General features: G+C 63.1%; 22 protein-coding genes. 4 read left to right on the top strand and 18 right to left on the bottom strand.

The annotated features are described in order from the left end of the window. Positions 1 to 22: 22 nt before the first annotated feature. Positions 23 to 364 carry a DUF2845 domain-containing protein gene (locus OGL93_RS10750; protein WP_263262625.1) on the top strand — a complete coding sequence of 114 codons (342 nt, stop codon included), beginning with the start codon at positions 23 to 25 and terminating at the stop codon, positions 362 to 364. A 335-nt stretch (positions 365 to 699) separates the two neighbouring features. Further along, positions 700 to 981: an HU family DNA-binding protein gene (locus tag OGL93_RS10745; protein WP_263262624.1), complete on the top strand. Its 282-nt coding sequence runs from the start codon at positions 700 to 702 to the stop codon at positions 979 to 981. A 140-nt stretch (positions 982 to 1,121) separates the two neighbouring features. Here OGL93_RS10745 and rlmF read toward each other — a convergent pair whose 3' ends face one another. The 5 genes from rlmF to OGL93_RS10720 all read right to left on the bottom strand — a co-directional run bounded on the left by rlmF (position 1,122) and on the right by OGL93_RS10720 (position 7,533). Then, complete coding sequence (rlmF, locus tag OGL93_RS10740; protein WP_263262623.1) at positions 1,122 to 2,042, bottom strand: 23S rRNA (adenine(1618)-N(6))-methyltransferase RlmF; 921 nt, start codon at positions 2,040 to 2,042, stop codon at positions 1,122 to 1,124. 72 nt (positions 2,043 to 2,114) lie between these two features. After that, positions 2,115 to 4,961 carry a valine--tRNA ligase gene (locus OGL93_RS10735; protein WP_263262622.1) on the bottom strand — a complete coding sequence of 949 codons (2,847 nt, stop codon included), beginning with the start codon at positions 4,959 to 4,961 and terminating at the stop codon, positions 2,115 to 2,117. Positions 4,962 to 5,157: 196 nt separating this feature from the next. After that, complete coding sequence (locus tag OGL93_RS10730; RefSeq protein ID WP_263262621.1) at positions 5,158 to 5,559, bottom strand: DNA polymerase III subunit chi; 402 nt, start codon at positions 5,557 to 5,559, stop codon at positions 5,158 to 5,160. A gap of 9 nt (positions 5,560 to 5,568) precedes the next feature. Next, positions 5,569 to 5,997: a DNA polymerase III subunit chi gene (locus OGL93_RS10725; RefSeq protein WP_263262620.1), complete on the bottom strand. Its 429-nt coding sequence runs from the start codon at positions 5,995 to 5,997 to the stop codon at positions 5,569 to 5,571. Positions 5,998 to 6,045: 48 nt separating this feature from the next. After that, positions 6,046 to 7,533 (bottom strand): leucyl aminopeptidase, encoded by a 1,488-nt coding sequence (locus OGL93_RS10720; RefSeq protein ID WP_263262619.1) that lies wholly within the window; start codon positions 7,531 to 7,533, stop codon positions 6,046 to 6,048. Between the two features lie 231 nt (positions 7,534 to 7,764). Between OGL93_RS10720 and lptF the strand changes: the two genes are divergently transcribed. Together lptF and lptG are read left to right on the top strand one after the other, a co-directional pair. Further along, positions 7,765 to 8,883, top strand: coding sequence for an LPS export ABC transporter permease LptF (lptF, locus tag OGL93_RS10715; RefSeq protein ID WP_263262770.1), 1,119 nt, complete (start codon positions 7,765 to 7,767; stop codon positions 8,881 to 8,883). Continuing rightward, a complete protein-coding gene (lptG, locus tag OGL93_RS10710; protein WP_263262618.1) occupies positions 8,880 to 9,941 on the top strand; it encodes an LPS export ABC transporter permease LptG in 1,062 nt (353 codons plus the stop codon). Before lptF ends, lptG begins: the two co-directional genes overlap by 4 nt. 123 nt (positions 9,942 to 10,064) lie before the next feature. On the opposite strand, the gene OGL93_RS10705 is transcribed toward lptG, so the two are convergent. The 13 genes from OGL93_RS10705 to OGL93_RS10645 form a co-directional block, all read right to left on the bottom strand. Further along, the gene (locus tag OGL93_RS10705) at positions 10,065 to 10,277 is read right to left on the bottom strand and encodes a cold-shock protein (protein WP_003227496.1); all 213 of its coding nucleotides are present in this window, start codon (positions 10,275 to 10,277) and stop codon (positions 10,065 to 10,067) included. A gap of 372 nt (positions 10,278 to 10,649) precedes the next feature. Beyond that, on the bottom strand, positions 10,650 to 11,771 hold the full coding sequence (gcvT, locus tag OGL93_RS10700; RefSeq protein ID WP_263262617.1) for a glycine cleavage system aminomethyltransferase GcvT: 1,122 nt from the start codon (positions 11,769 to 11,771) through the stop codon (positions 10,650 to 10,652). Between the two features lie 31 nt (positions 11,772 to 11,802). Then, positions 11,803 to 13,179: an L-serine ammonia-lyase gene (locus OGL93_RS10695; RefSeq protein ID WP_263262616.1), complete on the bottom strand. Its 1,377-nt coding sequence runs from the start codon at positions 13,177 to 13,179 to the stop codon at positions 11,803 to 11,805. Positions 13,180 to 13,287: 108 nt separating this feature from the next. Next, positions 13,288 to 16,146, bottom strand: coding sequence for an aminomethyl-transferring glycine dehydrogenase (gene gcvP / locus OGL93_RS10690; protein ID WP_263262615.1), 2,859 nt, complete (start codon positions 16,144 to 16,146; stop codon positions 13,288 to 13,290). Between the two features lie 11 nt (positions 16,147 to 16,157). Then, a complete protein-coding gene (gene gcvH, locus OGL93_RS10685) occupies positions 16,158 to 16,535 on the bottom strand; it encodes a glycine cleavage system protein GcvH (protein ID WP_263262614.1) in 378 nt (125 codons plus the stop codon). A 321-nt stretch (positions 16,536 to 16,856) separates the two neighbouring features. Beyond that, positions 16,857 to 18,365 carry a sigma-54-dependent transcriptional regulator gene (locus tag OGL93_RS10680; protein ID WP_263262613.1) on the bottom strand — a complete coding sequence of 503 codons (1,509 nt, stop codon included), beginning with the start codon at positions 18,363 to 18,365 and terminating at the stop codon, positions 16,857 to 16,859. 83 nt (positions 18,366 to 18,448) lie between these two features. Beyond that, a complete protein-coding gene (locus tag OGL93_RS10675; RefSeq protein ID WP_263262612.1) occupies positions 18,449 to 18,808 on the bottom strand; it encodes a DUF5064 family protein in 360 nt (119 codons plus the stop codon). An 80-nt stretch (positions 18,809 to 18,888) separates the two neighbouring features. Continuing rightward, complete coding sequence (locus OGL93_RS10670; RefSeq protein ID WP_263262611.1) at positions 18,889 to 21,027, bottom strand: methyl-accepting chemotaxis protein; 2,139 nt, start codon at positions 21,025 to 21,027, stop codon at positions 18,889 to 18,891. Between the two features lie 121 nt (positions 21,028 to 21,148). Beyond that, complete coding sequence (locus OGL93_RS10665; protein WP_263262610.1) at positions 21,149 to 21,556, bottom strand: YbaN family protein; 408 nt, start codon at positions 21,554 to 21,556, stop codon at positions 21,149 to 21,151. A 49-nt stretch (positions 21,557 to 21,605) separates the two neighbouring features. Beyond that, positions 21,606 to 22,199, bottom strand: coding sequence for a biliverdin-producing heme oxygenase (locus OGL93_RS10660; RefSeq protein ID WP_346659641.1), 594 nt, complete (start codon positions 22,197 to 22,199; stop codon positions 21,606 to 21,608). 111 nt (positions 22,200 to 22,310) lie between these two features. Next, positions 22,311 to 24,815: a TonB-dependent receptor gene (locus tag OGL93_RS10655; protein ID WP_276583495.1), complete on the bottom strand. Its 2,505-nt coding sequence runs from the start codon at positions 24,813 to 24,815 to the stop codon at positions 22,311 to 22,313. Between the two features lie 83 nt (positions 24,816 to 24,898). Beyond that, positions 24,899 to 25,840, bottom strand: a complete 942-nt coding sequence (locus tag OGL93_RS10650; RefSeq protein ID WP_263262608.1) for a FecR domain-containing protein — start codon at positions 25,838 to 25,840, stop codon at positions 24,899 to 24,901. A 140-nt stretch (positions 25,841 to 25,980) separates the two neighbouring features. Then, positions 25,981 to 26,493, bottom strand: a complete 513-nt coding sequence (locus OGL93_RS10645) for a sigma-70 family RNA polymerase sigma factor (RefSeq protein ID WP_263262607.1) — start codon at positions 26,491 to 26,493, stop codon at positions 25,981 to 25,983. Positions 26,494 to 26,509: the final 16 nt, after the last annotated feature.

The following is a 26,509-nucleotide window of genomic DNA, read 5'->3' as shown; positions in this document are numbered from 1 at the left end:
GATTCTCAAGGAAGGGTAAGCGATGTCGAATCAAAAGCGGATGCCAGGCCTGGCATGGCTTGCGCTCACACTCATTATGGGCGCCTCAGGGGCCCACGCCACGCTCCGCTGCGGCACGGGGCTGGTTGCCGAAGGTGACCTGATGGCCGATATCACCGCCAGGTGTGGCGCGCCTATTGCCTCTGCCAGCGAGGGGCCGGCCCTGCAGCCCAACGGCATGCCCAGGCTCAATGCCGCACGGATCAGCGTTTGGGTTTACGGGCCAAATGGCGGTGGCTATCAATACCTTCGTTTCGTTGACGAAAGGCTGGTCGAGATCGAACTGCGTCGCCGCCCGCCCAACGGGCCGCTGCTGCCTTGGTGAGCCGAGGCTGCGGCAGGCGGTCGCGCCCATAGGCGGTTTTGCCTATTTTTTAGCCAAAACTCTAATAAACCTTAATATTTACTGCCTAAATGGCGGATATTTGTTTGGCTCTGTGCTAGCTTTGCCGGCTCTTGCGCTGGTGCGCCAACGGCCCGCCCGATGGCCCCGGCGTTAGCCCACTTATCAGTGGCCGTCAGCGCGAACCAAACACTGGTTTGGGCATCTACATTGCCGATTGGCGTGGCTGTACCCAGACGCCGGACCCCGCGGGGGCCGGTCCGACGGCTGACGTTGCTCTGGCAACCCAACGAATTTGAAAGGGAAGGAACACCACAATGGCACTTACCAAAGACCAACTGATCGCTGACATCGCTGAAGCCGTAGACGCTCCGAAGGCTACCGCCAAGAACGCCCTCGAGCAGCTCGGCCAGATCGTTGCCGACCAGCTGGAAAACGGCAACGAAATCACCCTGCCAGGCATTGGCAAGCTGAAAGTCACCGAGCGTCCTGCACGCACTGGCCGTAACCCGTCCACCGGTGCTGCCATCGAAATCGCTGCCAAGAAAGTTGTAAAGTTCGTGCCAGCCAAGGTACTGACCGACGCTATCAACAAGTAAGTTGAGCGTTGCCGAAAAAACCGTGCCTCAGGGCGCGGTTTTTTTTGCGTCGCTGTTTGCTGATTTCGGTGAATCCTAGGGTGAGGGCAAAGCCTGCGGATGTGCCCAGGCTTCGCCCGCTTGCACGGGCACTTGGCGGGCTAGGCTCTACGGCGCTGTTCGGGAGTTTGAAAGGTCCAGGCCAGGAAGCGGCTTTGCTTCTGTCCCTGGCCCATGGCGACCACCTGGCTATCCAGCGCCCCCGCGCGGGCGATACGGGCCTGGAGCGGCGCCAGGTTGCCGGCCTTGGACACCAGGCAGGTGAACCAGCCAATGCGCTGGCCGCGCGCCACGCTTTCCTCGATCAGCCGCGTGATGAAGCGGATCTCGCCGCCCTCGCACCACAGCTCATTGTGCTGCCCGCCGAAGTTGAGCACCGGCAGCTTGCGGCTGGGGTCGGCCTTGCCCAAGGCACGCCACTTGCGCTGGCTGCCGGCGATCGCCTCCTGTGCGGAGGCATGGAAGGGCGGGTTGCATAGGGTGACGGCAAAGCGTTCCTGCGGCGCCACCAGCCCCTCCAGGATATGTTGGGCAGCGCCTTGCAGCCGCAGCTCGATGGCCTTGGCCAAGCCGTTGGCCTGCACGATGGCCTTCGCCGAAGCCAAGGCCACGGGGTCGATGTCCGAGCCTACGAAGCGCCAGCGGTAATCCAGGTGCCCCAGCAAGGGGTAGATGCAGTTGGCGCCGGTGCCGATGTCCAGCGCGCGAATGGACGCGCCTGTGGGCGGGGCGCCGCCATGGTCCTGCGCCAGCAAGTCGGCCACCCCATGGATGTAATCCGCTCGCCCCGGCACAGGCGGGCATAGGTAGCCTGGTGGAATGTCCCAGAAGGCAATCCCGTAGAGCGCCTTGAGCAACGCACGGTTGAATACCCTGACCGCGGCGGGGTCGGCAAAGTCGATGCTTTGCTTGCCGTAGGGGTTGAGGATGACGTATTCACCCAGCTCGGGCGTGCCCTGGATCAACCGGGGAAAGTCGTAGCGGCCTTGATGGCGGTTACGCGGGTGGAGGGTCGGTTTCATCGTAGGCCGCTAGAAAAAGGTTCGCGGCGGGCGCCCCGTGATTAGCGAGGGCAGCCAGCCGCGACAGGTGCTTCAGAGCGCGCCGATACGGGCGTGCTGTTCGGCCAGCTTGGCCAGGGCCTGCTCGGCTTCGGCGAGCTTGGCGCGCTCCTTGTCGATCACCGCGGGCGGTGCCTTGTCGACGAAGGCCGCATTGGAGAGCTTGCCGCCCACCCGCTGTACTTCACCTTGCAGGCGCTGGATTTCCTTGTTCAGGCGAGCCAGTTCGGCGTCCTTGTCGATCAGCCCGGCCATGGGCACCAGCACTTCCAGTTCACCCACCAGCGCAGTGGCGCTCAACGGCGCTTCATCGCTGGCCTCGAGCACGGTGAAGGCCTCGATCTTGGCCAGCTTGCGCAACAGGTGCTGGTTTTCCTCCAGGCGCCGACGGTCGTCGCCGTTGGCGTTCTTCAGGTACAGGTGCAGTGGCTTGCCGGGGCCGATGTTCATTTCGCCGCGGATGTTACGCACACCTAGCATCAGCTCCTTGACCCATTCGATGTCGCGCTCGGCGGCGTCGTCCAGGCGGCTGTCATTGGCGACCGGCCAGGGCTGCAGCATGATGGTTTGGCCCTGAATGCCTGCCAGAGGTGCCAGGCGTTGCCAGATCTCTTCGGTGATGAACGGCATGAACGGGTGCGCCAGGCGCAGCGCCACTTCCAGTACCCGCACCAGCGTGCGGCGGGTGCCGCGCTGGCGTTCTACCGGAGCGGTGTCGTCCCACAGCACGGGCTTGGACAGCTCCAGGTACCAGTCGCAATATTGGTTCCAGATGAACTCATACAGCGCCTGTGCGGCCAGGTCGAAGCGGAATTGATCCAGCTGCCGGGTCACTTCGGCTTCGGTGCGTTGCAGTTGCGAGATGATCCAGCGGTCGGCCAGCGACAGTTCCACCGCTTCGCCGTTCTGGCCGCAGTCCTCGCCCTTGTCCAGCACGTAGCGGGCGGCGTTCCAGATCTTGTTGCAGAAGTTGCGGTAGCCCTCCACCCGGCCCATGTCGAACTTGATGTCGCGGCCGGTGGACGCCAGCGAGCAGAAGGTAAAGCGCAAGGCGTCGGTGCCGTAGCTGTCGATCCCCTCAGGGAACTCGGCACGGGTCTGCTTGGCGATCTTGTCCGCGAGCTTGGGTTGCAACAGGCCGCTGGTGCGCTTGTCCAGCAAGGCGTCCAGGGTGATGCCGTCGACGATGTCCAGCGGGTCGAGTACGTTGCCCTTGGACTTGGACATCTTCTGGCCCTGCCCATCGCGCACCAGGCCGTGGACGTAGACGGTCTTGAACGGCACTTGCGCCGTGCCGTCGGGGTTCTTCACCAGGTGCATGGTCAGCATGATCATCCGGGCGACCCAGAAGAAGATGATGTCGAAGCCGGTGACCAATACATCCGTGGAGTGGAAGGTCTTGAGGAAGTCCGTTTGCTCAGGCCAGCCGAGCGTGGAGAACGTCCACAGCCCAGAGCTGAACCAGGTGTCGAGCACGTCGTTGTCCTGTTGCAGCGTCACCTCGGCGCCCAACCCGTGCTTGGCGCGCACTTCCGCTTCGCTGCGGCCCACGTACACCTGGCCGCTTTCGTCGTACCAGGCGGGAATGCGGTGGCCCCACCACAGCTGGCGGCTGATGCACCAGTCCTGGATGTCGCGCATCCACGAGAAGTACATGTTCTCGTATTGCTTGGGCACGAACTGGATGCGCCCATCTTCCACGGCGGCGATCGCCGGCTCGGCCAGCGGCTTGGTGGAAACGTACCATTGGTCGGTGAGCCAAGGCTCGATCACCGTGCCGGAGCGGTCGCCCTTGGGCACCTTCAGCGCATGGTCGTCCACGCTCACCAGCAGGCCGGCGGCATCGAAGTCGGCAACGATGCGCTTGCGCGCCTCGAAACGGTCCAGCCCCGCATAGGCGGCTGGCAGCTCGGTGGCGATCTGCTCGTTCACCGAGCCATCGAGGTTGAAGGCTTGCAGCGCTGGGAGAACCTGGGCGTTCTTGTCGAAGATGTTGAGCAGCGGCAGGTTGTGGCGCTTGCCGACTTCATAGTCGTTGAAATCGTGCGCGCTGGTGATTTTCACGCAGCCGGTGCCGAAAGCCGGGTCGCAGTAATCGTCGGCGATGATCGGAATGCGCCGGCCCACCAAAGGCAGCTCGACGAACTTGCCGACCAGGGCCTGGTAGCGTTCATCGCTCGGGTTCACCGCCACGGCGACGTCGCCGAGCATGGTTTCCGGGCGAGTGGTGGCCACTACCAGGTAGGCGTGGCCTTCGGCCGTGGTGGCACCGTCGGCGAGGGGGTAGCGCAGGTTCCACAGGTGGCCTTTTTCGTCGTGGTTTTCCACTTCGAGGTCGGAGATCGCCGTATGCAGCTTGGTGTCCCAGTTGACCAGGCGCTTGCCACGGTAGATCAGGCCGTCTTCATGCAGCCGTACGAAGGCTTCCTTGACCGCTTCGGACAAGCCGTCGTCCATGGTGAAGCGCTCGCGCGACCAGTCCACGGATGAACCGAGGCGGCGGATCTGCCGGCTGATGTTGCCCCCAGACTCGTTCTTCCACTCCCAGACCTTCTCGAGAAACGCCTCGCGGCCGAGATCATGGCGGCTCTGGCCTTTGGCTTCGAGCTGGCGCTCCACCAGCATCTGGGTGGCGATACCGGCGTGGTCGGTGCCCGGCTGCCACAGGGTATTGCGGCCCTGCATGCGGCGGAAGCGAATGAGGGCGTCCATGATCGCATTGTTGAAGCCATGGCCCATGTGCAGGCTGCCGGTGACGTTCGGCGGCGGGATCATGATGGTGTAGGGGTCGCCAGAGCCCTGGGGCGCGAAGTAGTTCTGCGCTTCCCAGGTCTGATACCAGGAAGTTTCGATGGCGTGCGGCTGGTAAGTCTTGTCCATGCGCGGCAGGGCCCTGTAAGGCAAGTATTCGGGAAAGCCGGACAGTATAACGGGAAGGAGGTTTATGTTGTAGGAGCAGGGGGCCGGTCGTCTGGCGCCGGCCTGTGAACCCGCACAGGCCACGGATGCAGCCAAGCCCGGCATGCGCCCGAGGCTCCGGGCGCCGGCGCGGGACGAGCCTGGCGCGCAGTGCGGGCTATGCTACGGGCGGGCTATCCAGCAAACGCTGCATGCGCGCCTCGAGCCGGCGCTTGATTTCGGTCTCGATGTGCGGCGCGAAGTCGTCGATCACATCCTGCATGATCCGCCGGGCGGCCTCGCGCAGTTCGGCGTCAAGGTGCAGCAGCGTGTCCTGGCGGTTTTGCGCCGGGCTTGCAGCCGCCGGTGGTGCGACTTCCACCAGGGCCGGCACTTCGGCGCTTGCAGCGGTTGGCGCCTCGACTGCCTCGAACAACAGCGGGATCGACTCCTCCGCGGGCTCTTCGACCGTTTCGGTCAGCACCGGCGGCTCCAGGGAATCATCCCCAAGCAGGCGGCGGATGGACTCTAGGTCGTCCAGCAGTTGGGTGGAGTCGGGCAAGGGGGTGGGTTTATCCATGAAGGCAACTCAGATACGCGTCAGGCGGTGATCCTGCAAAGGATAGCCCTGTTCGCGATAGAAGCGGAAATTCTCCCGGGCCTGGTTTCGCACCGGTGGGTCGGCGATGACGATTTCCGCCACGCGGGCAAACCGGGCGACGAAGGTGGGCACTGCCAGGGTCAGGTTGATCAGCAGGTCGCCGTTACCCCCCGCGGGCTCGGCCAGCCCGAGTGTCACAGGCGCCAGGCCAAGTTCCTCGGCCTGGGCATGGGGAACGAAGCTCTCGCCCTTGAACGCCCACAGGCGGGCGTCCAGATCCTGGCGTTGTTCGGCATCGGCGCAATGGACATGCACCTGATGGCCTAGGCGCCAGGCTTTTTCGGCGAGCTTGCAGGCGAAATCCAGCCGCGCCGAAGGCAGCGGGCTGGGAAGGACATAAAAGTCGACTTGAGTCATGGCGACGAGCCACCGGGCTAGCGGGTGCCAGCCTGGTGGCCATGCTCCTTAAACGGCGACGCGGTCGAGCAGGTACTGGGTCAGCAACGGCACTGGGCGGCCGGTAGCGCCTTTGTCCTTGCCACCGCTGAGCCAGGCAGTGCCGGCGATGTCCAGGTGCGCCCACTCGAAGTTCTTGGCGAAGCGCGAAAGGAAGCATGCCGCGGTGATGGTCCCGGCTTTTGGCCCACCGATGTTGGCGATATCGGCAAAAGGGCTATCCAGTTGTTCTTGGTACTCGTCGAACAAAGGCAGTTGCCAGGCGCGGTCGTCGGCGCGGCGGCCAGCGGAGAGCAGGTCCTGGATCAGGCCATCGTTGTTGCCGAGCAGGCCAGACGTGTGCCCGCCCAGCGCAACCACGCAGGCGCCGGTAAGGGTGGCGACGTCTACCACAGCCTTGGGCTTGAAGCGCTCGGCGTAGGTGAGGGTGTCGCACAGCACCAGGCGGCCTTCGGCATCGGTATTGAGGATTTCCACCGTTTGCCCGCTCATGGTCTCCACGATATCGCCGGGGCGAGTGGCCGTGCCGCTGGGCATGTTCTCGGCACAGGCCATCAGGCATACCAGGTTGATCGGCAGCTGCAGTTCCAGCACAGCGCGCAGGGTGCCGAACACGCTGGCGGCGCCACACATGTCGAACTTCATTTCATCCATACCGGCGCCGGGCTTGAGGCTGATGCCCCCGGTATCGAAGGTGATGCCCTTGCCCACCAGCACATAGGGCTGGTCGGTCTTCTTGCCGCCCTGGTATTGGGCCACGATCAGGCGCGGCGGTTGGGCGCTGCCCTGGGCCACGGCAAGGAACGAGCCCATGCCCAGCTGCTGCAGCTTCTTCTCGTCGTGAACCTCGACTTTGAGGTTCTTGTGTTCCTTGGCCAGGCCCTTGGCCAGCTCTCCGAGGAAGGTCGGGTGGCAGACGTTCGGCGGCATGTTGCCCAGGTCGCGGGTCAGGCTCATGCCCAGGGCGATCGCGCGGGCGTGCTGCACTGCGCGCTCGACCTCGGCGGTGTCGGCCTTGGCGGTCAGCAGGGTGATCTTCTTCAGCGCACGCGGGTCTGCCTTCTTGCTCTTGTAGCGCTCGAACAGATAGGTGGCGTCCAGCACCGTCTCGGCCAGCAGGCGAGCCTTGCCATAGGTATCGCGGTTGCTTACCTGTACTTCCTCGAGCGCCAGCACTGCATCGCCGCCACCAAGGTTCTTCAGCACACCCAGGGCGGAGCCGACGGCTTTGCGCCATTGCCGATCGGTGAGGGCGTCCTTGCCGACGCCCAGCAGCAATACGCGCTCGGCGCGCAGGCCCGGAAGGCTATGCAGCAGCAGGGTCTGCCCAGCCTTGCCTTCCAGGTCGCCGTGCTTGAGCACTGCGCTGATAGCCCCATTGCTTTGCTGGTCAAGCTTGCTGGCAATGGCGCCGAGGCTGCGGCCCTCACTGACTGGCACCACCAGGGTTGCGGTCTTGAGCGTTTCGGCATTCACGCTTTTTACAAGCAGTTCCATTTAGCGTCCCTAATAAGTTGTTCGACTTAAACGCGGCGTGTCGCCCCGTGTTGCCCCAGGCATAAGCGCCCAGTTTGAGCCTCAGGCTCTGCCGCTGACAACCCCGTTGGCACGCCGCCAAGTGACAGCCACCCACATTCACAGGATAATGCGCGCACTTTTTCCGTCGGGCCTGTGCGCGAGCCGCGCAGGCACATGGCCGCCAAGGCTGGTAACCCCGGGGTGTCTGGTTTGATCGTTTTCCGTTATCTGTCCCGCGAAGTCCTGGTGACCCTCAGCGCTGTCAGCGCCGTGTTGCTGGTAATCATCATGAGTGGTCGCTTCATCAAGTACCTGGCGCAGGCCGCCAGTGGCGCCCTCGACCCGGGCGTACTGTTCCAGATCATGGGCTTTCGCCTGCCCGGCTTCCTGCAGCTGATCCTGCCGCTGGGGCTGTTCCTGGGCATTCTCCTGGCCTATGGCCGGCTGTACCTGGAAAGCGAAATGACCGTGCTGTCCGCCACCGGCATGAGCCAGCAGCGCTTGCTGGCCATCACCCTAGCGCCAGCGGCGGTGGTCGCCCTGTTGGTGGCCTGGCTGAGCCTGAGCCTCGCGCCGCAAGGGGTTGCGCGGGTCGCACAGATCCTCAACCAGCAAGACGCGCTCACGGAGTTCGATACCCTGGTGCCGGGCCGTTTCCAGATGCTGCGCGATGGCACCCGGGTGACCTACACCGAAGAGCTGTCCGAAGACCGCATCAACCTCGGCGGCGTGTTCATTTCCGAGAAGCGTGAGTCTGGCAACGGTAAAAAAGACCGGGGGATTTCCGTGCTGGTGGCAGACAAAGGCCATCAGGAAACGGACCCCAACGGCAATCGCTATCTGATCCTGGAAAACGGCTACCGTTACGACGGCAATCCTGGCCAGCCAGACTACCGCGCCATCCGCTACGACACTTACGGGGTGATGTTGCCGCGCCCGGAAGTGAGCGAAGAGATCAGCGAGCGCGAAGCCATCCCTACAACGGACCTCCTGGGCTCCGCCGAACTGCGTGACCGCGCCGAGCTGCAATGGCGGCTATCGCTGCCGCTGCTGGTGTTCGTGGTCGCGCTGATGGCCGTACCGCTGGCCAGGGTCAACCCGCGGCAAGGTCGCTTCCTCAAACTGCTGCCAGCGATCCTCCTCTACATGGCCTACCTGACCATCCTTATCTCCATGCGCAGCGCCCTTGAAAAAGGCCGCGTGCCCATCGACCTCGGCCTGTGGTGGGTGCACCTGCTGTTCCTTGCCATCGGTGTCGGCCTGATGGGCTGGCAACCCTGGCGCCTGTCGCGGGCACGTCGACGTGCCCTGGCGGAGGTGTCGAAATGAGGCTGCTCGACGGTTACATCGGCCGCAGCGTCTTCGTTGCCATACTCGCGGTGCTGGGCATCATCCTCGGCCTGGCGACCCTGTTCGCGCTGATCGACGAGCTGGGCGACCTCAACGATACCTATACCCTCGGCGACGCCGCCTGGTATGTGCTGCTGACGGCGCCGCGCCGTTTGTACGAGCTGTTGCCGATGTCCGCGCTGATCGGCTGCCTGATCGGCCTGGGCAGCCTCGCCAGCAGCAGCGAGCTGACCATCATGCGGGCGGCCGGGGTGTCCGTGCCGCGCATCGTGTGGGCGGTCATGAAGCCCATGCTGGTGCTGATGCTGGCCGGCGTGTTGGTCGGCGAGTACGTCGCCCCCCCGGCCGAAGACCAGGCCCAGGCGGCCCGCTCGTTGGCCCAGGGTGGTGGCGAGGCGCAAAGCGGCAAACATGGTTTGTGGCATCGTCAGGGTAATGAATACATCCATATCAACACGGTGCAGCCACATGGCCTGCTGTATGGGGTAACTCGCTACGAGTTCGACGACCAGCGCCACCTGCTCAAGTCCAGCTTCGCGCGCAAGGCGGTTTACCAGGACAGTTACTGGTTGCTCAGCGAAGTCACTACCACCGTGTTCAAGGGCGACCATACGGAAGTAGTGCCGGCTGACAGCGAGCGCTGGGACGTGGCGCTGACGCCACAGCTGCTGGGTACTGTCGTCATGGCGCCCGAGTCGCTTTCGATTACCGGGTTGTGGGATTACATCCACTACCTGGCGGCGCAGGGGCTCAATAGTGGCAAGTACTGGCTGGCCTTCTGGACCAAGGTCCTGCAGCCGCTCGTGACCGCGGCGCTGGTGCTGATGGCGATCTCCTTCATCTTCGGCCCGCTGCGTTCGGTGACCCTGGGCCAGCGAGTGTTCACCGGTGTGCTGGTGGGCTTCGTGTTCCGTATCGCCCAGGACCTGCTCGGCCCTTCCAGCCTGGTCTTCGGCTTCCCGCCACTGTTGGCGGTCGCGCTACCGGCGGCGGTGTGTGCCGTGGCCGGTGCCTGGCTGCTGCGTAGGGCGGGGTAAAGGCTTGTAAGCGCTGGCGTTAGCCTGTAGCCGAGGCAGTGCGGGGCTCACAGGCTCCGCTCCCGCAAGGCATAAAAAAAGCCCCGGTTGTAATCAACCGGGGCTTTTTTTATGCGAAGAGGTTTAGGCTTCGGCTTGAACTTCGTCTGCCTGCATGCCTTTCTGGCCCTGCACGGCGACGAAGGTAACCTTCTGGCCTTCTTTCAGGCTTTTGAAACCGTTGCCTTGAATAGCGCGGAAGTGTACGAACAGGTCCGGACCGCTCTCAGGAGTGATAAAACCAAAACCTTTTTCGTCGTTAAACCACTTAACGGTACCGCTCTGACGGGTGCTCATATCTTATTTCCTTGAAGCTCAAAATTAGTGTCAGCTGCTTTTCAAAATGAAAGGGCGCTGTTGCTGGTTGCAGGAAAGTAAGAGACGTCGAACGGGTTGTAGCAAAGCCTAGCGCTACTGCCCAGGTCACGAACCATAGCGACCCATGCAAACTCAGTCGAGACGACTCTACGCCAACTCCAGTTACAAAAACAAGCCCCTGGAGCGGGCCGCTTGTACTGCATTACAACCCATGTTTGTGCCTTATTCCCTTACAGCCAGGATGACGCTCTCGCCGTTATAGCGGTTTGATAATCAACCTGGCTTGCTATGCAAACACAGCGCCATGACGAGGTGATTACACGTTGAAGTTAGCGCAACGGCTCTAACGCCCTAGCCGCGGTAATACCGTTGTGGCACGAACGGCATGCGAGCTACCTTCACCGGCACTTTTTTGCCCCGCACCAGTGCCCAAAGTTCGGTATCCAGCCCACTTAGGTGCGCGTCTATCCAGGCCATCGCCACCGGAGCATTCACGGTAGGGCCAAAACCGCCGCTGCATACCTGCCCGACGATCGTACCGCTGGCATCGACCACTTCGGCGCCTTCGCGTACAGGCATCCGATCCTGAGGCAGCAAGCCCACGCGCTTACGGGGCACGCCTTCGCGTTGCTGTGCATAAATACGCTCGGCGCCAGGGAAGCCGCCGGCACGGGCGCCGTCTGCACGCCGCGCCTTGGAAATGGCCCAGCCCAGGCTGGCCTCCACCGGGGTAAGCTCGGCATTCATATCGTGCCCATACAGGCACAGCCCGGCTTCGAGCCGCAAGGAATCGCGCGCACCCAAGCCGATGGGCGCGACTTCAGGCTCGGCCAGCAGGCGGCGGGCGAGGCGCTCGGCGTCACCGGCGGGAACGGAGATCTCGTAACCGTCTTCTCCGGTATAGCCCGAACGGCTGACGAAGCAGGCGATGCCGTCCAGCTCCATGGCGGCGAATTGCATAAAGGTCATGCTTGCTGCCGCCGGTTGCAGGCGGGCAAGGACGTCGACCGCGCGCGGGCCTTGCAGGGCGAGCAGCGCCCGCTCCTCGAACAACGGCTCGATTTCACAAGCCCCCGCTAGATGCTCGCGCAGGTGGGCCAGGTCTTGCTCCTTGCAGGCGGCGTTGACCACCACGAAGAGGTCGTCCTCGGCAATCTTGGCAACCATCAGGTCATCCAGGATGCCGCCTTGTTCGTTGGTGAACAGCGCATAGCGCTGGGTGCCCACCGGTAGGTCGATGATGTCGACCGGTACCAACGTTTCCAACGCCGCTGCTGCCTTGGCTCCACGCAGGCGGATCTGCCCCATGTGCGATACGTCGAACAGGCCCGCGTTGTCGCGGGTATGCAGATGCTCCTTGAGCACCCCCAAGGGGTACTGCACCGGCATCTCGTAGCCAGCGAAAGGCACCATGCGCGCGCCCAGCTCCAGGTGCAGCGCATGCAGCAGCGTTTTCAATAGAACTTCAGACATTGCTGTACTCCTTCTGCCGCGGCCGTGGCCGTCAGCATTCGATAATGTTGACCGCCAGGCCACCGCGAGCAGTTTCTTTGTACTTGCTCTTCATGTCGGCGCCGGTCTGGCGCATGGTGCGAATGACTTTGTCGAGGGATACGTAGTGCTGGCCATCGCCACGCATGGCCATGCGCACAGCGTTGATCGCCTTGACCGAGCCCATGGCGTTGCGCTCGATGCAGGGAACCTGTACCAGGCCGCCAATGGGGTCGCAGGTCAGCCCGAGGTTATGTTCCATGCCGATTTCCGCGGCGTTTTCCACCTGCAACGGTGTGCCGCCGAGCACTTCGCACAGGCCGCCAGCGGCCATCGAGCAGGCCACCCCGACCTCGCCCTGGCAGCCGACCTCGGCGCCGGAAATCGAGGCGTTCTCTTTATAAAGGATGCCAATGGCCGCGGCGGTCAGCAGAAAGCGGATCACGCCGTCGTCGTTGGCACCGGGCACGAAGCGCATGTAGTAGTGCAACACCGCAGGCACAATGCCAGCGGCGCCATTGGTAGGGGCCGTGACCACTCGGCCGCCGCTGGCGTTTTCTTCATTCACCGCCAAGGCATAGAGGTTGACCCAGTCCAGCACGGACAAGCTGTCGCGCAGGGCTGCCTCGGGGTGATTGCGCAGTTGCCGGTACAGGCCGGCGGCGCGACGCTTGACCTTCAAACCGCCCGGCAGAATGCCTTCGTTCTCGCAGCCCGCCGCCACGCACTGCTGCATTACCTGCCAGATGCCCAGCAGGCCGGCGCGGGTTTCGGCTTCCGGGCGCCAGGCGGCTTCATTGGCCAGCATCACCTGGCTGATCGACAGCTGCCGCTCCGTGCAATGCGCCAGCAGTTGTTTCGCAGTGGTAAACGGATAGGCCAGGGCGGTGGTGTCGGCCACGATACGGTCCGCCCCCGCCGCGCCTTCATCCACCACGAAGCCCCCGCCTACCGAGTAGTACTCGCGGCTGCGCAATTGCAGGCCGGCCTCGTCAAAGGCCCTGAAGATCATCCCGTTAGGGTGGAAGGGCAGCGGCTTGCGGATCATTGCCAGGTGCTGCTTTTCGATGAACTCGATTTCGTGCTCGCCCAGCAGGCGTAGCCGGCCAGAGGCGCGAATGGCCGCCAGGCGCGGCTCGATGGTGGTGGTGTCGACGGTATCGGGCTGTGCACCTTCAAGGCCCATCAGCACGGCCTTGTCACTGCCGTGGCCCTTGCCGGTCGCGCCGAGCGAGCCGTACAGCTCCACCCGCACCTGGGCCACGCTGGCCAACAGGTCGTCGCGCCGCAAGCCTTCCACGAAACGCACCGCCGCCCGCATGGGGCCAACGGTATGGGAGCTTGAAGGGCCGATACCGACCTTGAAGAGGTCGAAGACACTGAGTGACATTATCGCTCCTCGCCCTGGACGAAAAACTGGCTGCGCTTGCCGGCCTTCGTGCAACGCGTAAATGAATCGGCAGCCGGAAAGGGGCGGCGAGGTGCCGCCCCAGAAGGCTCAAGCTTCTTGATAGACTTCGATCGGCGGGCATGCGCAAACCAGGTTGCGGTCGCCAAACACGTTGTCCACCCGGCCTACCGGCGGCCAGTACTTGCCGGCTTTCAAGGTCGCCAACGGGTAAGCGGCCTGTTCACGGCTATAGCTGTGTGGCCATTCACCCAACAGTTCCTCAGCGGTATGAGGGGCGTTTTTCAGCGGGTTGTCCTCGGCGTCCAGGGCACCGCTTTCAACCCCACGAATTTCCTCGCGGATGCAGACCATGGCGTCGCAGAAGCGGTCCAGCTCTTCCTTGGATTCGCTCTCGGTGGGCTCGATCATCAGCGTGCCGGCGACCGGGAACGACATGGTCGGTGCATGGAAGCCGAAATCGATCAGGCGCTTGGCCACGTCGTCCACACTGATGCCGCTGCTGTCTTTGATCGGGCGCAGGTCCAGGATGCATTCGTGCGCGACCAGGCCGTTGCTGCCAGTGTAGAGCACGGGGTAGTGCTCCTCGAGCCGGCGGGCAATGTAGTTGGCATTGAGGATGGCCATCTGCGACGCGCGCTTAAGCCCCGCGCCGCCCATCATCCGAATGTACATCCAGGTGATCGGCAGGATGCTCGCGCTGCCGAACGGCGCGGCGCAGACCGCACCTTCTTTGCGCTCGAGCTGGCCATGGCCTGGCAGGAACGGCGCCAGGTGAGCCTTCACGCCGATCGGGCCCACGCCGGGGCCGCCGCCGCCGTGAGGGATGCAGAAGGTTTTGTGCAGGTTCAGGTGGGACACGTCGCCGCCGAACTTGCCCGGTGCACACAGGCCGACCATGGCGTTCATGTTGGCGCCGTCGATGTACACCTGGCCGCCGTTGTCGTGGATGATCTGGCAGATCTCGCTGATCCCTTCCTCGAACACGCCATGGGTGGACGGGTAGGTGATCATCAACGCGGCCAGGCGGTCACGGTGCTCCAGGGCCTTGGCGCGCAGGTCGTCGATATCCACGTTGCCGCGGGCATCGCAGGCGGTGACCACCACGCGCATGCCCGCCATGTGTGCGGTCGCCGGGTTGGTGCCGTGGGCCGAGGAGGGGATCAGGCAAAGGTCGCGCTGGCTGTCACCGCGGCTCTGATGGTAGGCGCGGATGGCCAGCAGGCCTGCGTATTCGCCCTGAGAGCCGGCGTTGGGTTGCAACGACACCGCGTCGTAGCCGGTCGCAGCGCAGAGCATCGCCTCCAGCTCGTCGGTCAGGGCTTGGTAACCCTGGCTTTGCTCGGCGGGTGCGAAGGGGTGCAGGTTGCCGAACTCGGCCCAGGTCACGGGAATCATTTCGCTGGCGGCGTTGAGCTTCATGGTGCAGGAGCCCAGCGGGATCATGGTGCGATCCAGGGCCAGGTCTTTGTCGGCCAGGCGGCGCAGGTAACGCATCAGCTCGGTTTCCGAGTGATAGCGGTTGAATACCGGATGGCTGAGGATTGCGCTCTGGCGCAGCTGGCCACTGGGCAGCGCGCTGGAGGTGCTGGCCGCGAGGCTGGCGAAGTTCGGCTGCTGACCGCTGGCAAGCAATGCCCAGATCGCCTCGACGTCGGCCTGGCGGCTGGTTTCGTCCAGCGACAGCCCCACCCGCTCGGCATCCACTTGGCGCAGGTTGAAGCCGGCAGCGCGGGCATTGGCGTGGACTTCGGCGGTGGCGGCGCCGGTGCGCAGGGTGAGGGTGTCGAAGAAATGTGTCTGCTCGACGGCGACGCCGATTTCGCGAAGGCCGGCGGCAAGGATCGCAGTGAGCGCGTGGGTGCGCTTGGCGATCTGCTGCAGGCCTTGCGGGCCGTGGTACACCGCAAACATGCTGGCAATGTTGGCGAGCAATACCTGCGCGGTGCAGATGTTGCTGGTGGCCTTCTCGCGGCGGATGTGTTGCTCACGGGTTTGCATGGCCAGGCGATACGCCGGCTTGCCGTGGCGGTCGATGGACACGCCAACCAACCGGCCTGGCATGTCGCGCTTGTAGGCATCGCGGGTGGAGAAGTACGCGGCATGCGGGCCGCCGAAGCCCAGCGGAACGCCGAAGCGCTGCGCGCTGCCGATGGCTACGTCGGCGCCGAATTCGCCCGGCGGGGTGAGCAGGGTCAGGGCCAGCAGGTCGGCGGCCACGGCCACCAGGGCCTGGCTGCCGTGGAAGCGTTCGACCACCGCGGCATAGTCCAGCAGGTCGCCATTGCTTGCCGGGTACTGCAGCAGCGCGCCAAAGAACGCGCTGGTGTCGTCGAGGCTGTGCTCATCGCCGACTACCACTTCGATACCCAGCGGCTCGGCCCGGGTACGCAGCACGTCAAGGGTTTGCGGATGGCAGTGGACCGAAGCAAAGAACGCATGGCCGGCACGGTTCTTCGACAGGCGCTTGCAGAAGGTCATGGCTTCGGCGGCGGCGGTCGCTTCGTCCAGCAGCGAGGCATTGGCGATCGGCAGCCCGGTCAGGTCGCTGACCAGGGTCTGGAAATTGAGCAGCGCTTCGAGGCGGCCCTGGGAAATTTCCGGCTGGTAGGGCGTGTAGGCGGTATACCAAGCCGGGTTTTCCAGCAGGTTGCGCAGGATCGGCGCTGGCGTGTGGGTGTTGTAGTAACCCTGGCCGATCAGGCTTTTGAGCAGTTGGTTCTTCCCTGCGATGGCTTTGAGCGCAGCAAGGGCATCGGCCTCGCTTTGGCCGGCATCGCTGTCGAGCACGCTGGTGCCCTTGATGGCGTCGGGGATCACGGCCGTGGTGAGCGCTTCCAGGCTATCGAAGCCCAAGGTATCGAGCAGGGCTTGTTCGTCTGCGGCACGGGGGCCGATGTGGCGGGCGATGAATTCGTTATCGGTAGTCAAAGCAACGTCAAAAGGCATGTTGCGTCTCCTCAAGCTTGGGCGGCGATGAGTTGATCGTAGGCGTCCTGGTCAAGCAGGCCATCGAGTTGCGCGGCATCGGCCGGCTTGAAGCGGAAGAACCAGCCGTTGCCCAGAGGGTCTTCGTTGACCAGCTCGGGGTTGGCTTCCAGCGCCTGGTTGACTTCGACGATCTCGCCGTCCAGCGGCATATTGATGCTGCTTGCTGCTTTTACTGACTCCAGCACGGCGACTTCAGCGTCAGCGGCATGACCACCGGGCGTTGGCAGTTGCACGAAAACCACGTCACCCAACGCTTCTTGAGCGAAAACGGTAATGCCGACGGTCACGGTGCCATCGGTTTCGGCGCGCAGCCATTCATGCTCGTGGGTGAAACGCAAAACGCTCATGCAGCACTCCCTGAAGGCCAAAACGGCCAGAAACGAGGGCCCGTGGTAGCGGGCAAGGTGGCGGAGGCATTGCAAATTGGTTGCCAAACAGGGCACGGCCCCGGTTTTGCTGGGCAATACCAAGGCTCAGCATAGGCACGACTCTCGAGGGTGTAGCGAAATGTTTACAGCGATTGGAGCATGGGCCGCAATTTCGGGCATGTGAGCTGTATTGAAATCATTACGCTGTAACGCGAACGTGCCGCGTCGGAGCGCCTGTGGTTTTGACACCCCGCCCATTGCCAGAGCGGGCTGGCCGTGGCGGCTACGGCAAACCCTGTATCACGGGGTGCCTGGGATGCCGTATTTACGCAGGCGGTTGGCAATGGCGGTGTGGGAGGTGTGCAACCGGGCGGCCAACTGACGGCTGGAAGGGTAGTCGGTGTAGAGCTTTTCCAGGAGCGCGCGTTCGTAGTCGTCCATCGCCTGCTCCAGGCTGTGGACTTCCCGGTCCCGCTGCTGTGCTACCGAAGTGCCGGCGATATCCAGGTCGCCGATGTCGACCAGGGTGCTCTCGCAGATCGCGGCGGCGCGGAAGATCACGTTCTGCAGTTGGCGAACATTGCCCGGCCAACGGTTGCCCAACAGCGCCGGGTACGTCCCTGGGGCCAGGCGGCACACCGGGCGGCCGATCTGCGCGCAGGCCTGGCGCATGAACCAACGTGCCAGCAGGAGGATGTCCTGGCCGCGGTCGCGCAGTGGCGGCACTTCCAGGTTGAGCACATTGAGGCGGTAGTAGAGGTCTTCGCGGAAGGTCCCTTCGCCAACCATCTTGCCCAGGTCGCGGTGCGTGGCGCTGAGGATGCGCACATTCACCTTCACTTCACGCTCGCCACCTACCCGGCGGAAACTGCCGTCGTTGAGAAAGCGCAGCAGCTTGGCCTGCAAATACGGCGACATTTCGCCGATCTCGTCCAGAAACACCGTGCCTTGGTGAGCCAGCTCCATCAAACCGGGCTTGCCGCCGCGCTGGGCGCCGGTGAAAGCGCCGGGGGCGTAACCGAACAGCTCGCTCTCGGCGAGGTTCTCTGGCAGCGCAGCGCAGTTCAGGGCCAGGAAGGGCGAACCGTGGCGGGCGCTGGCGGCATGGCAGGCGCGGGCCACCAACTCCTTGCCGGTGCCGGTTTCGCCATGAATAAGCAGAGGAGCATCCAGGGTCGCGATGCGCTGGGCTCGCGCCTTGAGCTGGCGAATGGCGGCCGACTCGCCAAGCAAGGCCTCGAAGCCTTCGGCGTGGTCATGGTGCAAGGCCGCCAAACGCTCGCCGATCCGGTTGGGCGGGTACAGCGTAAGCAAGGCCCCAGCATTGGGGATAGGCGTGGCGTCGAGCAGCAGGGTTTCGCCCTGCACGGCCACCTCCCGCAAGGGCAAGCGAAAACCGTTCTCCAGCAATGCCGTCAGCAGCGCCGGGTCATTGAACAGCTGCCCAAGCGCTAGGCCCGCGGGCTCCGCGCCGTACAGGGAAATCATCGCCGGGTTGGCCAGCAGCACCTTGCCGGTGGAGTCCACCGCCAACACCGGGTCGCTCATGGCCGCCAGCAAGGCATCGAGCTGCAGGTGCCGCCGCTGGCCGGGGAGGATGTCCACTACGGTCACCGCCTGTACACCTTTCACGCTGAACAGCGCGCCGCGCAGTTCGTCGAGCACAGCCGCGCTCAGCGTGGGGGCATCGATATAGACATTGGGCGGCACCATCTCGACCGCGTCGAGGTTGAGGTTGCGCGCGCCTAGCAGGGCGAGCACTTCCTGAGTGATGCCAACGCGGTCTTGGAAGCTGACGTGAATACGCATGGGGGTAAGGCAGGCCTGGGCGGCAGAAGCGGCGAATTATGCCTCGCCCGCGCCTGCGAAGGAACCGCCGCCCCGGCTGCGCGTCAGCGCTGGGCCAAATGGTCCAGGTCGACCGGGTCGCCACAGTGGCGCTCGAGCTTGTGCTGGATGTCGGCGAACATGGCGTCGTACTGACGGTGCAGGCTGATCGGCAATACCTGGGTAGCGGGCAGGCCATGCCGGCGCGCCAGATGGTCGATGTCGCTGGCAAAGTTGAAGGCCAGGTCCCGAGGGAGGTCGAAGCTTTCGTGCACCGCTTGGCCCGCGATGTCACCGGCTACTTGGAAGTGCATGACGGCGCCGCTGGCGTTCCCGCGAGGCTCGTAGGTGATGTCCAGCTGGTAGGCAACGTCGCGCGGCTGGACGGGGGTATGTTCCAGGTGCAGATGACCAGGCTCGAACATGGCTGGCGCTCCCATGATGAACGCCCCGGTGGGTCCGGGGCGTGGAACATCAAGCATAGACGGCCAACGGCTATCGGGGCTCAGACCTTGAACTGGTCCATCAGGCGCATTTGCTGGCTGGCCAGGGCATTGAGCTGGCTGCTCACCTGGGCCGATTCGGTCGCCTGGCCGGTCAGGGTCTCGGTGACCATGCGGATCGCCGACACGTTGCGGTTCACTTCTTCGGCCACCGCGCTTTGCTCCTCCGCGGCGCTGGCGATCTGCAGGTTCATTTCGCTGATGATCCCTACCGCTTCGCTGATTCGCGACAGCGCCGACGACGCTTGCAGGATCTGCGTGGCGTTGTCCTGCGCCTTGCCCTGGCTCGAATGCATGGTCGATACCACGTCGCGGGTGGCGCTTTGGATGCGCTCGATCACGTGGCGGATCTCTTCCACCGAGTCTTGGGTGCGCTTGGCGAGGTTGCGTACTTCATCGGCCACCACCGCGAAGCCTCGGCCGCTTTCACCGGCCCGGGCCGCTTCGATCGCGGCGTTGAGCGCCAGCAGGTTGGTTTGCTCGGCGATGCTGCGGATCACTTCCAGTACGGTGCCGATCTGCTCGCTGTTGACGGCCAGGGTTTCCACTTCGCCCACCGCCTTGCTCACTTCATCGGCCAGGCCGTTGATGTCGCGGGTGCTGCGCTCGATGATGTTCATGCCGTCACGGGCGGACTGGTCCGCGCCCTTGGCCGCGTTCGCAGCGTTCGAAGCGCTGCTGGCGACTTCCTGGGCGGTCGCGCTCATCTGGTTGGAAGCGGTAGCCACCTGGTCGATCTCGCGGAACTGCACCTGCATGCCGTCGCTGGTCTGCCGGGCGATCTCGGAAGACTGGTCGGCGGTAGCACGCGCTTCGGTGATGCTGGTCTTGATCTGTGCGATGGTCGGTTGCAGTTTGTCCAGGAAGCGGTTGAACCAGCTGGCCAGTTCGCCCAATTCGTCGCGGCGAGCGTATTGGATGCGGCGAGTCAGGTCGCCCTCGCCGCTGGCGATATCCTTGAGCATCATCGCTACGCCCGTGATTGGGCGGGTCACGCCCGATGCGGTCAGCCACAGCAGGGCCAGGCCAAGCAGGCCAGCCATCACGGCCACCAGCAGGGTTTGCAGGGCACCGCTGTTCTGCGCGCTGTCGAGCAGCCCTTGCAGCTTGAGCGCGTCGGCGAGCAACACATTGCGCGGCAGGTCGATGGCGACGCCCCAGGCGGGGGCACCTTCGACCGGTACGACTGGGTAAATGGCCCGAATGATGTCGCCGCGCGCTACTACCTTCGCGGTTCCACCCTGGACCAATTGCAGGATTTCCCGGCCTTCATCGCCCAGGGAAGTGTCGATGCGCTTGCCCAGCGTGTCGGCGGCATCGCTGTTAGCGGCCAGCACGCCCTTGCTCGACAGCACCATGATGTGGCCTGCGCCGTCGAACAGTTCAGCCTTGGCCTTGACCGCGCTCGCTTGCAGCGAATTGAGCGCCAGGTCTACACCGGCAACGCCCACGATCTTGCCTTCCACCCGGATCGGCAAGGCAATGGTGGTCATCAGCACGGTCTTGTTGTTGATGGTGTCGGCATAGGGTTCCAGCAGGCACAACTTACCCGCCTGGAAGGCGCAGGTGTACCACGTGTTGTAGGGCACGCCGCTGGCATTGATATCGGTCTTCGCCAACTCGCTTTCTTCGATCACCGTATTGCTGTCGGTGCCGTCATAGCGGCTCCAATACATGCTGAAGCGGCCATTGGCGTTGGAGCCACGGGCCACGTCGCCGGCGAAGGCCGCGTCGTGACCGTCGAAGGCATTAGGCTCGAAGACCGCCCATACGCCCAGCACGTCGTTGTTGCGCTTGAACGCCAGCTCCAACGAGCGGTTCGCCTCCTCGCGCACCGAGGCATCCTCAAAACCATGGCGCTTACCGGCGCCGCTCAGTTGGGCCATTTGCTCGGCCACGTCGCTGGCCAGCATCACGTCGCCGCTATAGGTTTTCTGCAGCAGCGCGGCTTTTTCCGCAGCCTGCGCGAGCAGGAGCTTTTCAACGCTGGCGGTGAGCATGCGCTCGCTCGACGTGCTGACCAGCTGGTTGTTTTGGCGGCTTTGGTAGAGGTTCATGCCCACCACCGTGGCGACCACGGCGACAAGACAGAGCCCTGCCAGGAGAACAATCTTCAAGCGGATGGAAAGTGTCTGCAACATGGGAGCGCTCACAATGAGGGGGGCACTGGTCAGCGAGGACAGGGCGCCCCGCATGCCGAAAGTCGGCTACCTCATCGCATCGGCCTGCAATGTTACGGCTTGAAATATTTCCGACGAATGGTCATTGCTTTTTGGATCCGCTTATTGATTCTGGGCGAGACCAAATCCATAGGTTGACGAGCACCATCCCCCCGATGGCCGCGTAGATCGGCCAGTAGTGGCGCAGCATCAGCCACATGATGGTTGCACACAGCAACATGCTGAAGGTGGCCGCCAGCTTGGAGCGGCGCGTGATGACCTTGCCGTTGCGCCAATTGGCGATGATCGGGCCGAACACCTTGTGCCGTTCCAGCCATGCGGCGAGCCGAGGTGAGCTTCGCGTGGCGGCCCAGGCGGCGATCAGTACGAACTCGGTGGTGGGCAAGCCAGGTATGAAGATCGCCACTATGCCGATGCCCAGGCAGACATAAGCGAGCACCCCATAAAGGATGCGAGCGAGGCGGGAGCGATTGGGAGAAACCTGTGGCATGGTACTGGCCTGTGCCCTGATAGCCGCGCCGCCTGCTTGCGCGGTGCTGTTAAGCCAATGCGACATGGGCATAGGCCTGGCGTAATAATTCGCTGAAACGTTCGAACGCAGCGATCGCGGCGCTCTCGGCCTCGGCGTTTTCATCTTCGCTCAAGGGCAAGCCGTCGAGCATCCGGATAAAGCGCTTCCAACCCTCAGCCCGGCCGCCTTCCGGCTCGCCGAGGTGGCGAGCACCGAAAGTTTCGGACAATCCAAGGGCTTCGGCACGCTTGATCAGAAACGCGGCGCCGAGTTTCGACCCTTCGGAGACAAAAATCCACCCCAGCGCAGCGGCAACGGGCAGGTCATGCAGTTCGCCCGGCTCGGTAGCGGGGGGTGCGACCCCGAGGTCTATCAGGTCCTGCCGAGCCTGTTCGGCGCGGCACCGGGCCGAGAGGTCCGGGATCAACGCTATCAATCGAGGATCGCGGTACAACGGCTGCAGTTGCAGCTGAAAGCGGTACTGCGCGACGACGAAGTGGCTGAAGTTTTCCCGGTTATTGAACGGTGCATAAGATTTGACCAGTGTATCAAGCCGTTCATGAGGTGCGTGGGTAGCCTGGTTCAGGCGCTGTGAACGCAATTGTGCGGGCATGGGAATGATCCTTGTGCAAAGAGGGTAACTACAAGACGAAATAGAACGGCAAGCGAGTAAAGAAAGTCCCCGCCGGCCGGCGGGGCTTCAGGTGGCAAGGCGTCAAGCCCTGCCAAGCCATTAGATATCCCAAACCACATTCACCATGAAATTGCGCCCAGGATCGGTGAGGCGATCCAGGTTGGCCGGCGCCGTCACGGCGGCTTCACCGACGCTGTCGTAGCCGCGCACGCTATCCCATTGCCAATATTTCTTATCGGTCAGGTTATAGATGCCCGCATTGACGGTAATGTCGTTCGTGACCTTATAGAAGCCGCTCAGATCCAGCTTGCCGTACCCAGGGGTGTTGAACACGCTGCCGCCGTCTGGCGCGTTGTAGGTGGTTTCGTCGATGCGGTTCTTGCGTCGAACCACAGTCCAGTTCAGGAGCCCACCATAGCGCGCCTGCTCATAACCCAGCCCAAACACTGCGGTCAGTGGGTTGACGCTGTTGAGTGGTTCGCCGGTGTCGTCATTGCGGCCACGGGCGTAGGCCAGCGAACCCTGGGTATACCAGCCCTGCGCTGCTCCGAAGTGATCAAGGTTCAGGCGCCCGCTGAGTTCTGCGCCACGGATGGTGGCGTGTTTGATGTTCACGCTCTGGAAAGTCGTTTCATCGTAGCCGGGGGTGATGGCGTTCTCGTCGATGAAGTCGCGGTATTTGTTGTAGAAGACCGCCATGCTGAAGTTGCCAGCATCGAAGTTGCCACGCAGGCCGGTTTCGTAGCTACGGCTGCGCTCGGGCTTCAAGTCTGGGTTCGGCTCAACGCGGTAGCCGACCGTCGTGTTTTCGAAACGCCCGTACAGCGCCTTGGCCGTAGGAGTGCGGAAACCTTCGGCGTACTGGCCGTACCAGCTGTAGTGGTCATCGAAAGCGTAAGTGACTCCCAGTTTGGGCGTTACCCGGTGCCATTGTTTGGTGTCGTCACTGTAGTCGGTGTTGTCTGAGCTGGTGATCGAAGCCAGGAACTCGTCCGTCAAATGGGGGGTAAGGCGGGTGTAGTCATAGCGCAGGCTCGGCAGGAAGGTCCAGGCGTTCCATCGGATCTGATCCTGTGCAAACAGGCTGTAGGTATCGACGATCGGATCAGGGAAGTCGCTGGTAGGGGTCAGGGTATCGCTGGCGATCGGGCTGGTGGCGCCGATCGCGGTACATCCGCCACCGACTGCGGCGCACACGGCGCTGCCGGTCCGCAGCCCGGTAACCTTCTGGCGCTTGAGCGTAGTCCCGTAGGTGAGCTGGTGGTCGGTATCGCCCGCGCTGAAGGCTTTTTCCAATTGGCCGTCAAAGATCCAGGTACGGTCTTTGTAGGTGGTTTCGCGGTGCCGTATCACTTGTCGCGAGGGCGCATAGAGCTCGTCGGTTTGCTGGTCAGTCTTCGCCAACTGGTAATTCAACGTCCACTTGGCATGATCGGCAAGCAGGCTATCCAGGCCCATGTCCTGGGCGATGCCGAAGCGTTCTCGGGTGATGGTGTCGTTACCCGTGCGCCAGCGGTAGTAGCCAAAGCCACGGCCATTTACATAAGGGCCGCCGTAGGCGCTTTTCTGGTCGGTATCGATATCGCTTTTGTATCTCTCGTAGGTCAGGCTCAGGCGACCATCGCCGCTGTAATTCCAACCGGCCTTGGCCAGCACACTGCTAATTTCGGCATCTTCTGGGTTGGCTGCGGTGCGGGCGGTACCGGTGCCATTGTTGCCGCCGTAGGATTCGGTCTCATGGCCGCTGCGCTGGGATAAGTGCAACAAGCCATCGAATTCGCCGCTGCGTCCGGCCACGGTTGCGGATTTCAGCCAGCTTTCGTCGGCCGAGCTGTAGCCGGTCTTAAACCGGGCACCTACGTCCTTGCCGTGCTTGATGATGTCATCTGGGTCCAGGGTGTAGTAGCTCACCGCGCCGCCGATGGCATCGCTACCGTAAAGCGAGGAAGCGGGGCCTCGCAGAATTTCCATGCGTTTTACGATTTCTGGATCGACGTAGTTGCGGTTGGTCTGTGCATAGGGGCCGTTGAAGTAGCTGCTGGGAACGCTGACGCCGTCGATCTGGGTCAGCACACGGTCGCCATCGATGCCGCGAATGTTGTAGCCGGTCAGGCCGGCGCGCTGACCCGTGCCACCCACCGACACGCCCGGCTCATAACGCACTAGCTCCTTGATGGTATTGCTGTTGCCGCGGTCCATGGCCTGGCGGTCGATCACGCTCACCGAACTGGGCACTGTGTTCGTGGCCTGCGCAGTGCGAGTGGCGCTGATAGTCGTTTGAGGGAGTACCACAGCGGCGGCCGCACTGATCAGCACGATCGAGTTATCGCCCAGTTTCTGGTAATCCAGGCCAGTGCCACCCAGCATCCGCGCGAGCGCCTGCTCGGGCGGCAAGCTGCCAGCCACCCCGGGTGACGTCACGCCATCGGCCAGGTGCGCCGGCAGGCCCACCTGCCAGCCGGTCGCCTGGCTGAACGCGTTGATCGCGCCAACCAAGGGCTGACGTGCAATGTTGAAATCGTAATTGGCCGCCTGGGCCAGGCTGGGTAGGGTGAATACGATGGCGGCGGCCAGGAGGTTGGCTTGGAATGATGAAAGGTGCATCGAAGAACTCCCCAGTGATGCGAATCATTTTCAATAACTGGGGGGGTAGACGTATGCCGGAATCCAACCGCGTAAAAAAACTTTTAGTCGAGGATGACCAGTGCTGGAAATTCGCGCAGTTGCGCCTGCGTGATCCGGGCTAAGGCACGAATGACTGCTATCGGATCGTTGAGCTTGTAGTTGCCGGTCACCGCGATATCGCCCAATTGGGCGTTGGTGTTGACGATCCAGCCTGGGTAGTAACGGCTCAGTTCGGCGAGCACTTGCTTGAGCGGGCGATTTTCAAAGATCAGCCGGCCGTCGACCCAAGACAAATCCTCTTCGGCATTGAGCCGGGTGGTGGGGCCGAAGCCAGCAGGGCCCACTGCAACCGCATCTCCTGCGCTAAGCCGGCGGCGCTGGTTCAGGTCGTTGTGCAGGTCCAGGTCACCACGTGCTACTCGCACCTGCGCTTGCCCATCCAGGTAGCGCACGGCAAAGGCACCACTGCGAGCGCTGGCTTGTAACGGCCCTGCCTGCAATTCCAGGGGTAGGGAATGGTCGGGTACTTCGAACCAAGCTTCGCCCTGATACAACTTCGCGGTTTGCACGCCATCCTGCTGACGGCTGGACAGGGCGCTCTCGGTATTGAGCAGCACCCTCGAGCCGTCTTGCAGCTCCAACCGGTGGCGCTCGCCGGAGAGCGTGATGTAGTCCGCCTTCAGCCGCAGGGGAAGGTTGGTAGTCAGCAAGACCGCCAGCACCAGCGTGGCGGCCAGCGTAAGGAGCTTCAGGTAAGAGGCCCTATGACCACGGTGCTTGCGCGAGCCCTCACGGTCGATTACGCGAGCTGCCTCGCCGACCGCGTCGCTGTGCCATAGGGCAGACACTTTGGCGTAGGCGTTGGCATGGCTTGGATCTTGCGCCAGCCAGGCGTCGAACTGCTGGCATTGGGCAGGCGTGGGGCTTTGCAGCACGATTAACCAATCCATGGCCTGATCCAACGCCGCCGCGCTGGGGGCGCGAAGGGTGTCATGGTCGGTCATGAGAACTCCTAAGGCGGGGGCAGTGGCGCACAGCTTAGCAAATACTTACAAATGTGGTCGTTCAGGCAGGTCGCGCAGTCTCAATGCGTCGCCCGGCATAGACGCCGATGGCGAGCGACGGACGAGGAGCTGCCACCGCTTTAGCCCATTCGTTGAGCGACACCCAAACAGATTGCCATGATCAATTTGAGTTCCTTTTGCACGGTACTTGGCGAAACGCCCAACGTTTTGGCGACTTCCAGATAGCTCTGCCCCTGTAGACGGCTGAGCGTGAAAATCCGCTGCTGACGTGGAGTAAGGCTGGCCACGCTGGCGCTCAAACGTTGAAGCAGGCGATCGGCATGGGCTGCTTCTTCGGCGCTGCTGCCGTCTTGGGCCACATTGAGCATTACCTCGTCGCCCACTCCGTAGGCCACGGTGCGTTCGTGTCGGCGGGCCGCCCGCAAATGATCCAGGGCCAGGTTTCGGGCGGTCTGGAACAGGAACGGCCGCAAGTTGACAACGCTGCGCTCGGCCAGAGCCCGGCTGACCCGCAGGTATGTTTCTTGTAGCAAGTCTTCGGCGGTAGAGGGGTTGCCTACCAGCCTTTGTAGCGCCCGCAGCAGGCTGAGGCGCTGGCTGATGAAAAGACTGTCGAATTGGGATTGGCTCACGATGACAACTGGCCGA

It is taken from the genome of Pseudomonas sp. RIT-PI-S (assembly GCF_025642975.1).
Classification (GTDB): domain Bacteria; phylum Pseudomonadota; class Gammaproteobacteria; order Pseudomonadales; family Pseudomonadaceae; genus Aquipseudomonas.
The sequence above is the reverse complement of the archived record's forward strand: the minus strand, read 5'-3'. Positions and strand labels throughout refer to the sequence as shown.

Coding starts and splice junctions, on each gene's coding strand:
- OGL93_RS10750 (WP_263262625.1), top strand. CDS start 23: ATGTCGAATCAAAAGCGGATGCCAGGCCTGGCATGGCTTGCGCTCACA.
- OGL93_RS10745 (WP_263262624.1), top strand. CDS start 700: ATGGCACTTACCAAAGACCAACTGATCGCTGACATCGCTGAAGCCGTA.
- rlmF (WP_263262623.1), bottom strand. CDS start 2,042: ATGAAACCGACCCTCCACCCGCGTAACCGCCATCAAGGCCGCTACGAC.
- OGL93_RS10735 (WP_263262622.1), bottom strand. CDS start 4,961: ATGGACAAGACTTACCAGCCGCACGCCATCGAAACTTCCTGGTATCAG.
- OGL93_RS10730 (WP_263262621.1), bottom strand. CDS start 5,559: ATGGATAAACCCACCCCCTTGCCCGACTCCACCCAACTGCTGGACGAC.
- OGL93_RS10725 (WP_263262620.1), bottom strand. CDS start 5,997: ATGACTCAAGTCGACTTTTATGTCCTTCCCAGCCCGCTGCCTTCGGCG.
- OGL93_RS10720 (WP_263262619.1), bottom strand. CDS start 7,533: ATGGAACTGCTTGTAAAAAGCGTGAATGCCGAAACGCTCAAGACCGCA.
- lptG (WP_263262618.1), top strand. CDS start 8,880: ATGAGGCTGCTCGACGGTTACATCGGCCGCAGCGTCTTCGTTGCCATA.
- OGL93_RS10705 (WP_003227496.1), bottom strand. CDS start 10,277: ATGAGCACCCGTCAGAGCGGTACCGTTAAGTGGTTTAACGACGAAAAA.
- gcvT (WP_263262617.1), bottom strand. CDS start 11,771: ATGTCTGAAGTTCTATTGAAAACGCTGCTGCATGCGCTGCACCTGGAG.
- OGL93_RS10695 (WP_263262616.1), bottom strand. CDS start 13,179: ATGTCACTCAGTGTCTTCGACCTCTTCAAGGTCGGTATCGGCCCTTCA.
- gcvP (WP_263262615.1), bottom strand. CDS start 16,146: ATGCCTTTTGACGTTGCTTTGACTACCGATAACGAATTCATCGCCCGC.
- gcvH (WP_263262614.1), bottom strand. CDS start 16,535: ATGAGCGTTTTGCGTTTCACCCACGAGCATGAATGGCTGCGCGCCGAA.
- OGL93_RS10680 (WP_263262613.1), bottom strand. CDS start 18,365: ATGCGTATTCACGTCAGCTTCCAAGACCGCGTTGGCATCACTCAGGAA.
- OGL93_RS10675 (WP_263262612.1), bottom strand. CDS start 18,808: ATGTTCGAGCCTGGTCATCTGCACCTGGAACATACCCCCGTCCAGCCG.
- OGL93_RS10670 (WP_263262611.1), bottom strand. CDS start 21,027: ATGTTGCAGACACTTTCCATCCGCTTGAAGATTGTTCTCCTGGCAGGG.
- OGL93_RS10665 (WP_263262610.1), bottom strand. CDS start 21,556: ATGCCACAGGTTTCTCCCAATCGCTCCCGCCTCGCTCGCATCCTTTAT.
- OGL93_RS10655 (WP_276583495.1), bottom strand. CDS start 24,815: ATGCACCTTTCATCATTCCAAGCCAACCTCCTGGCCGCCGCCATCGTA.
- OGL93_RS10650 (WP_263262608.1), bottom strand. CDS start 25,840: ATGACCGACCATGACACCCTTCGCGCCCCCAGCGCGGCGGCGTTGGAT.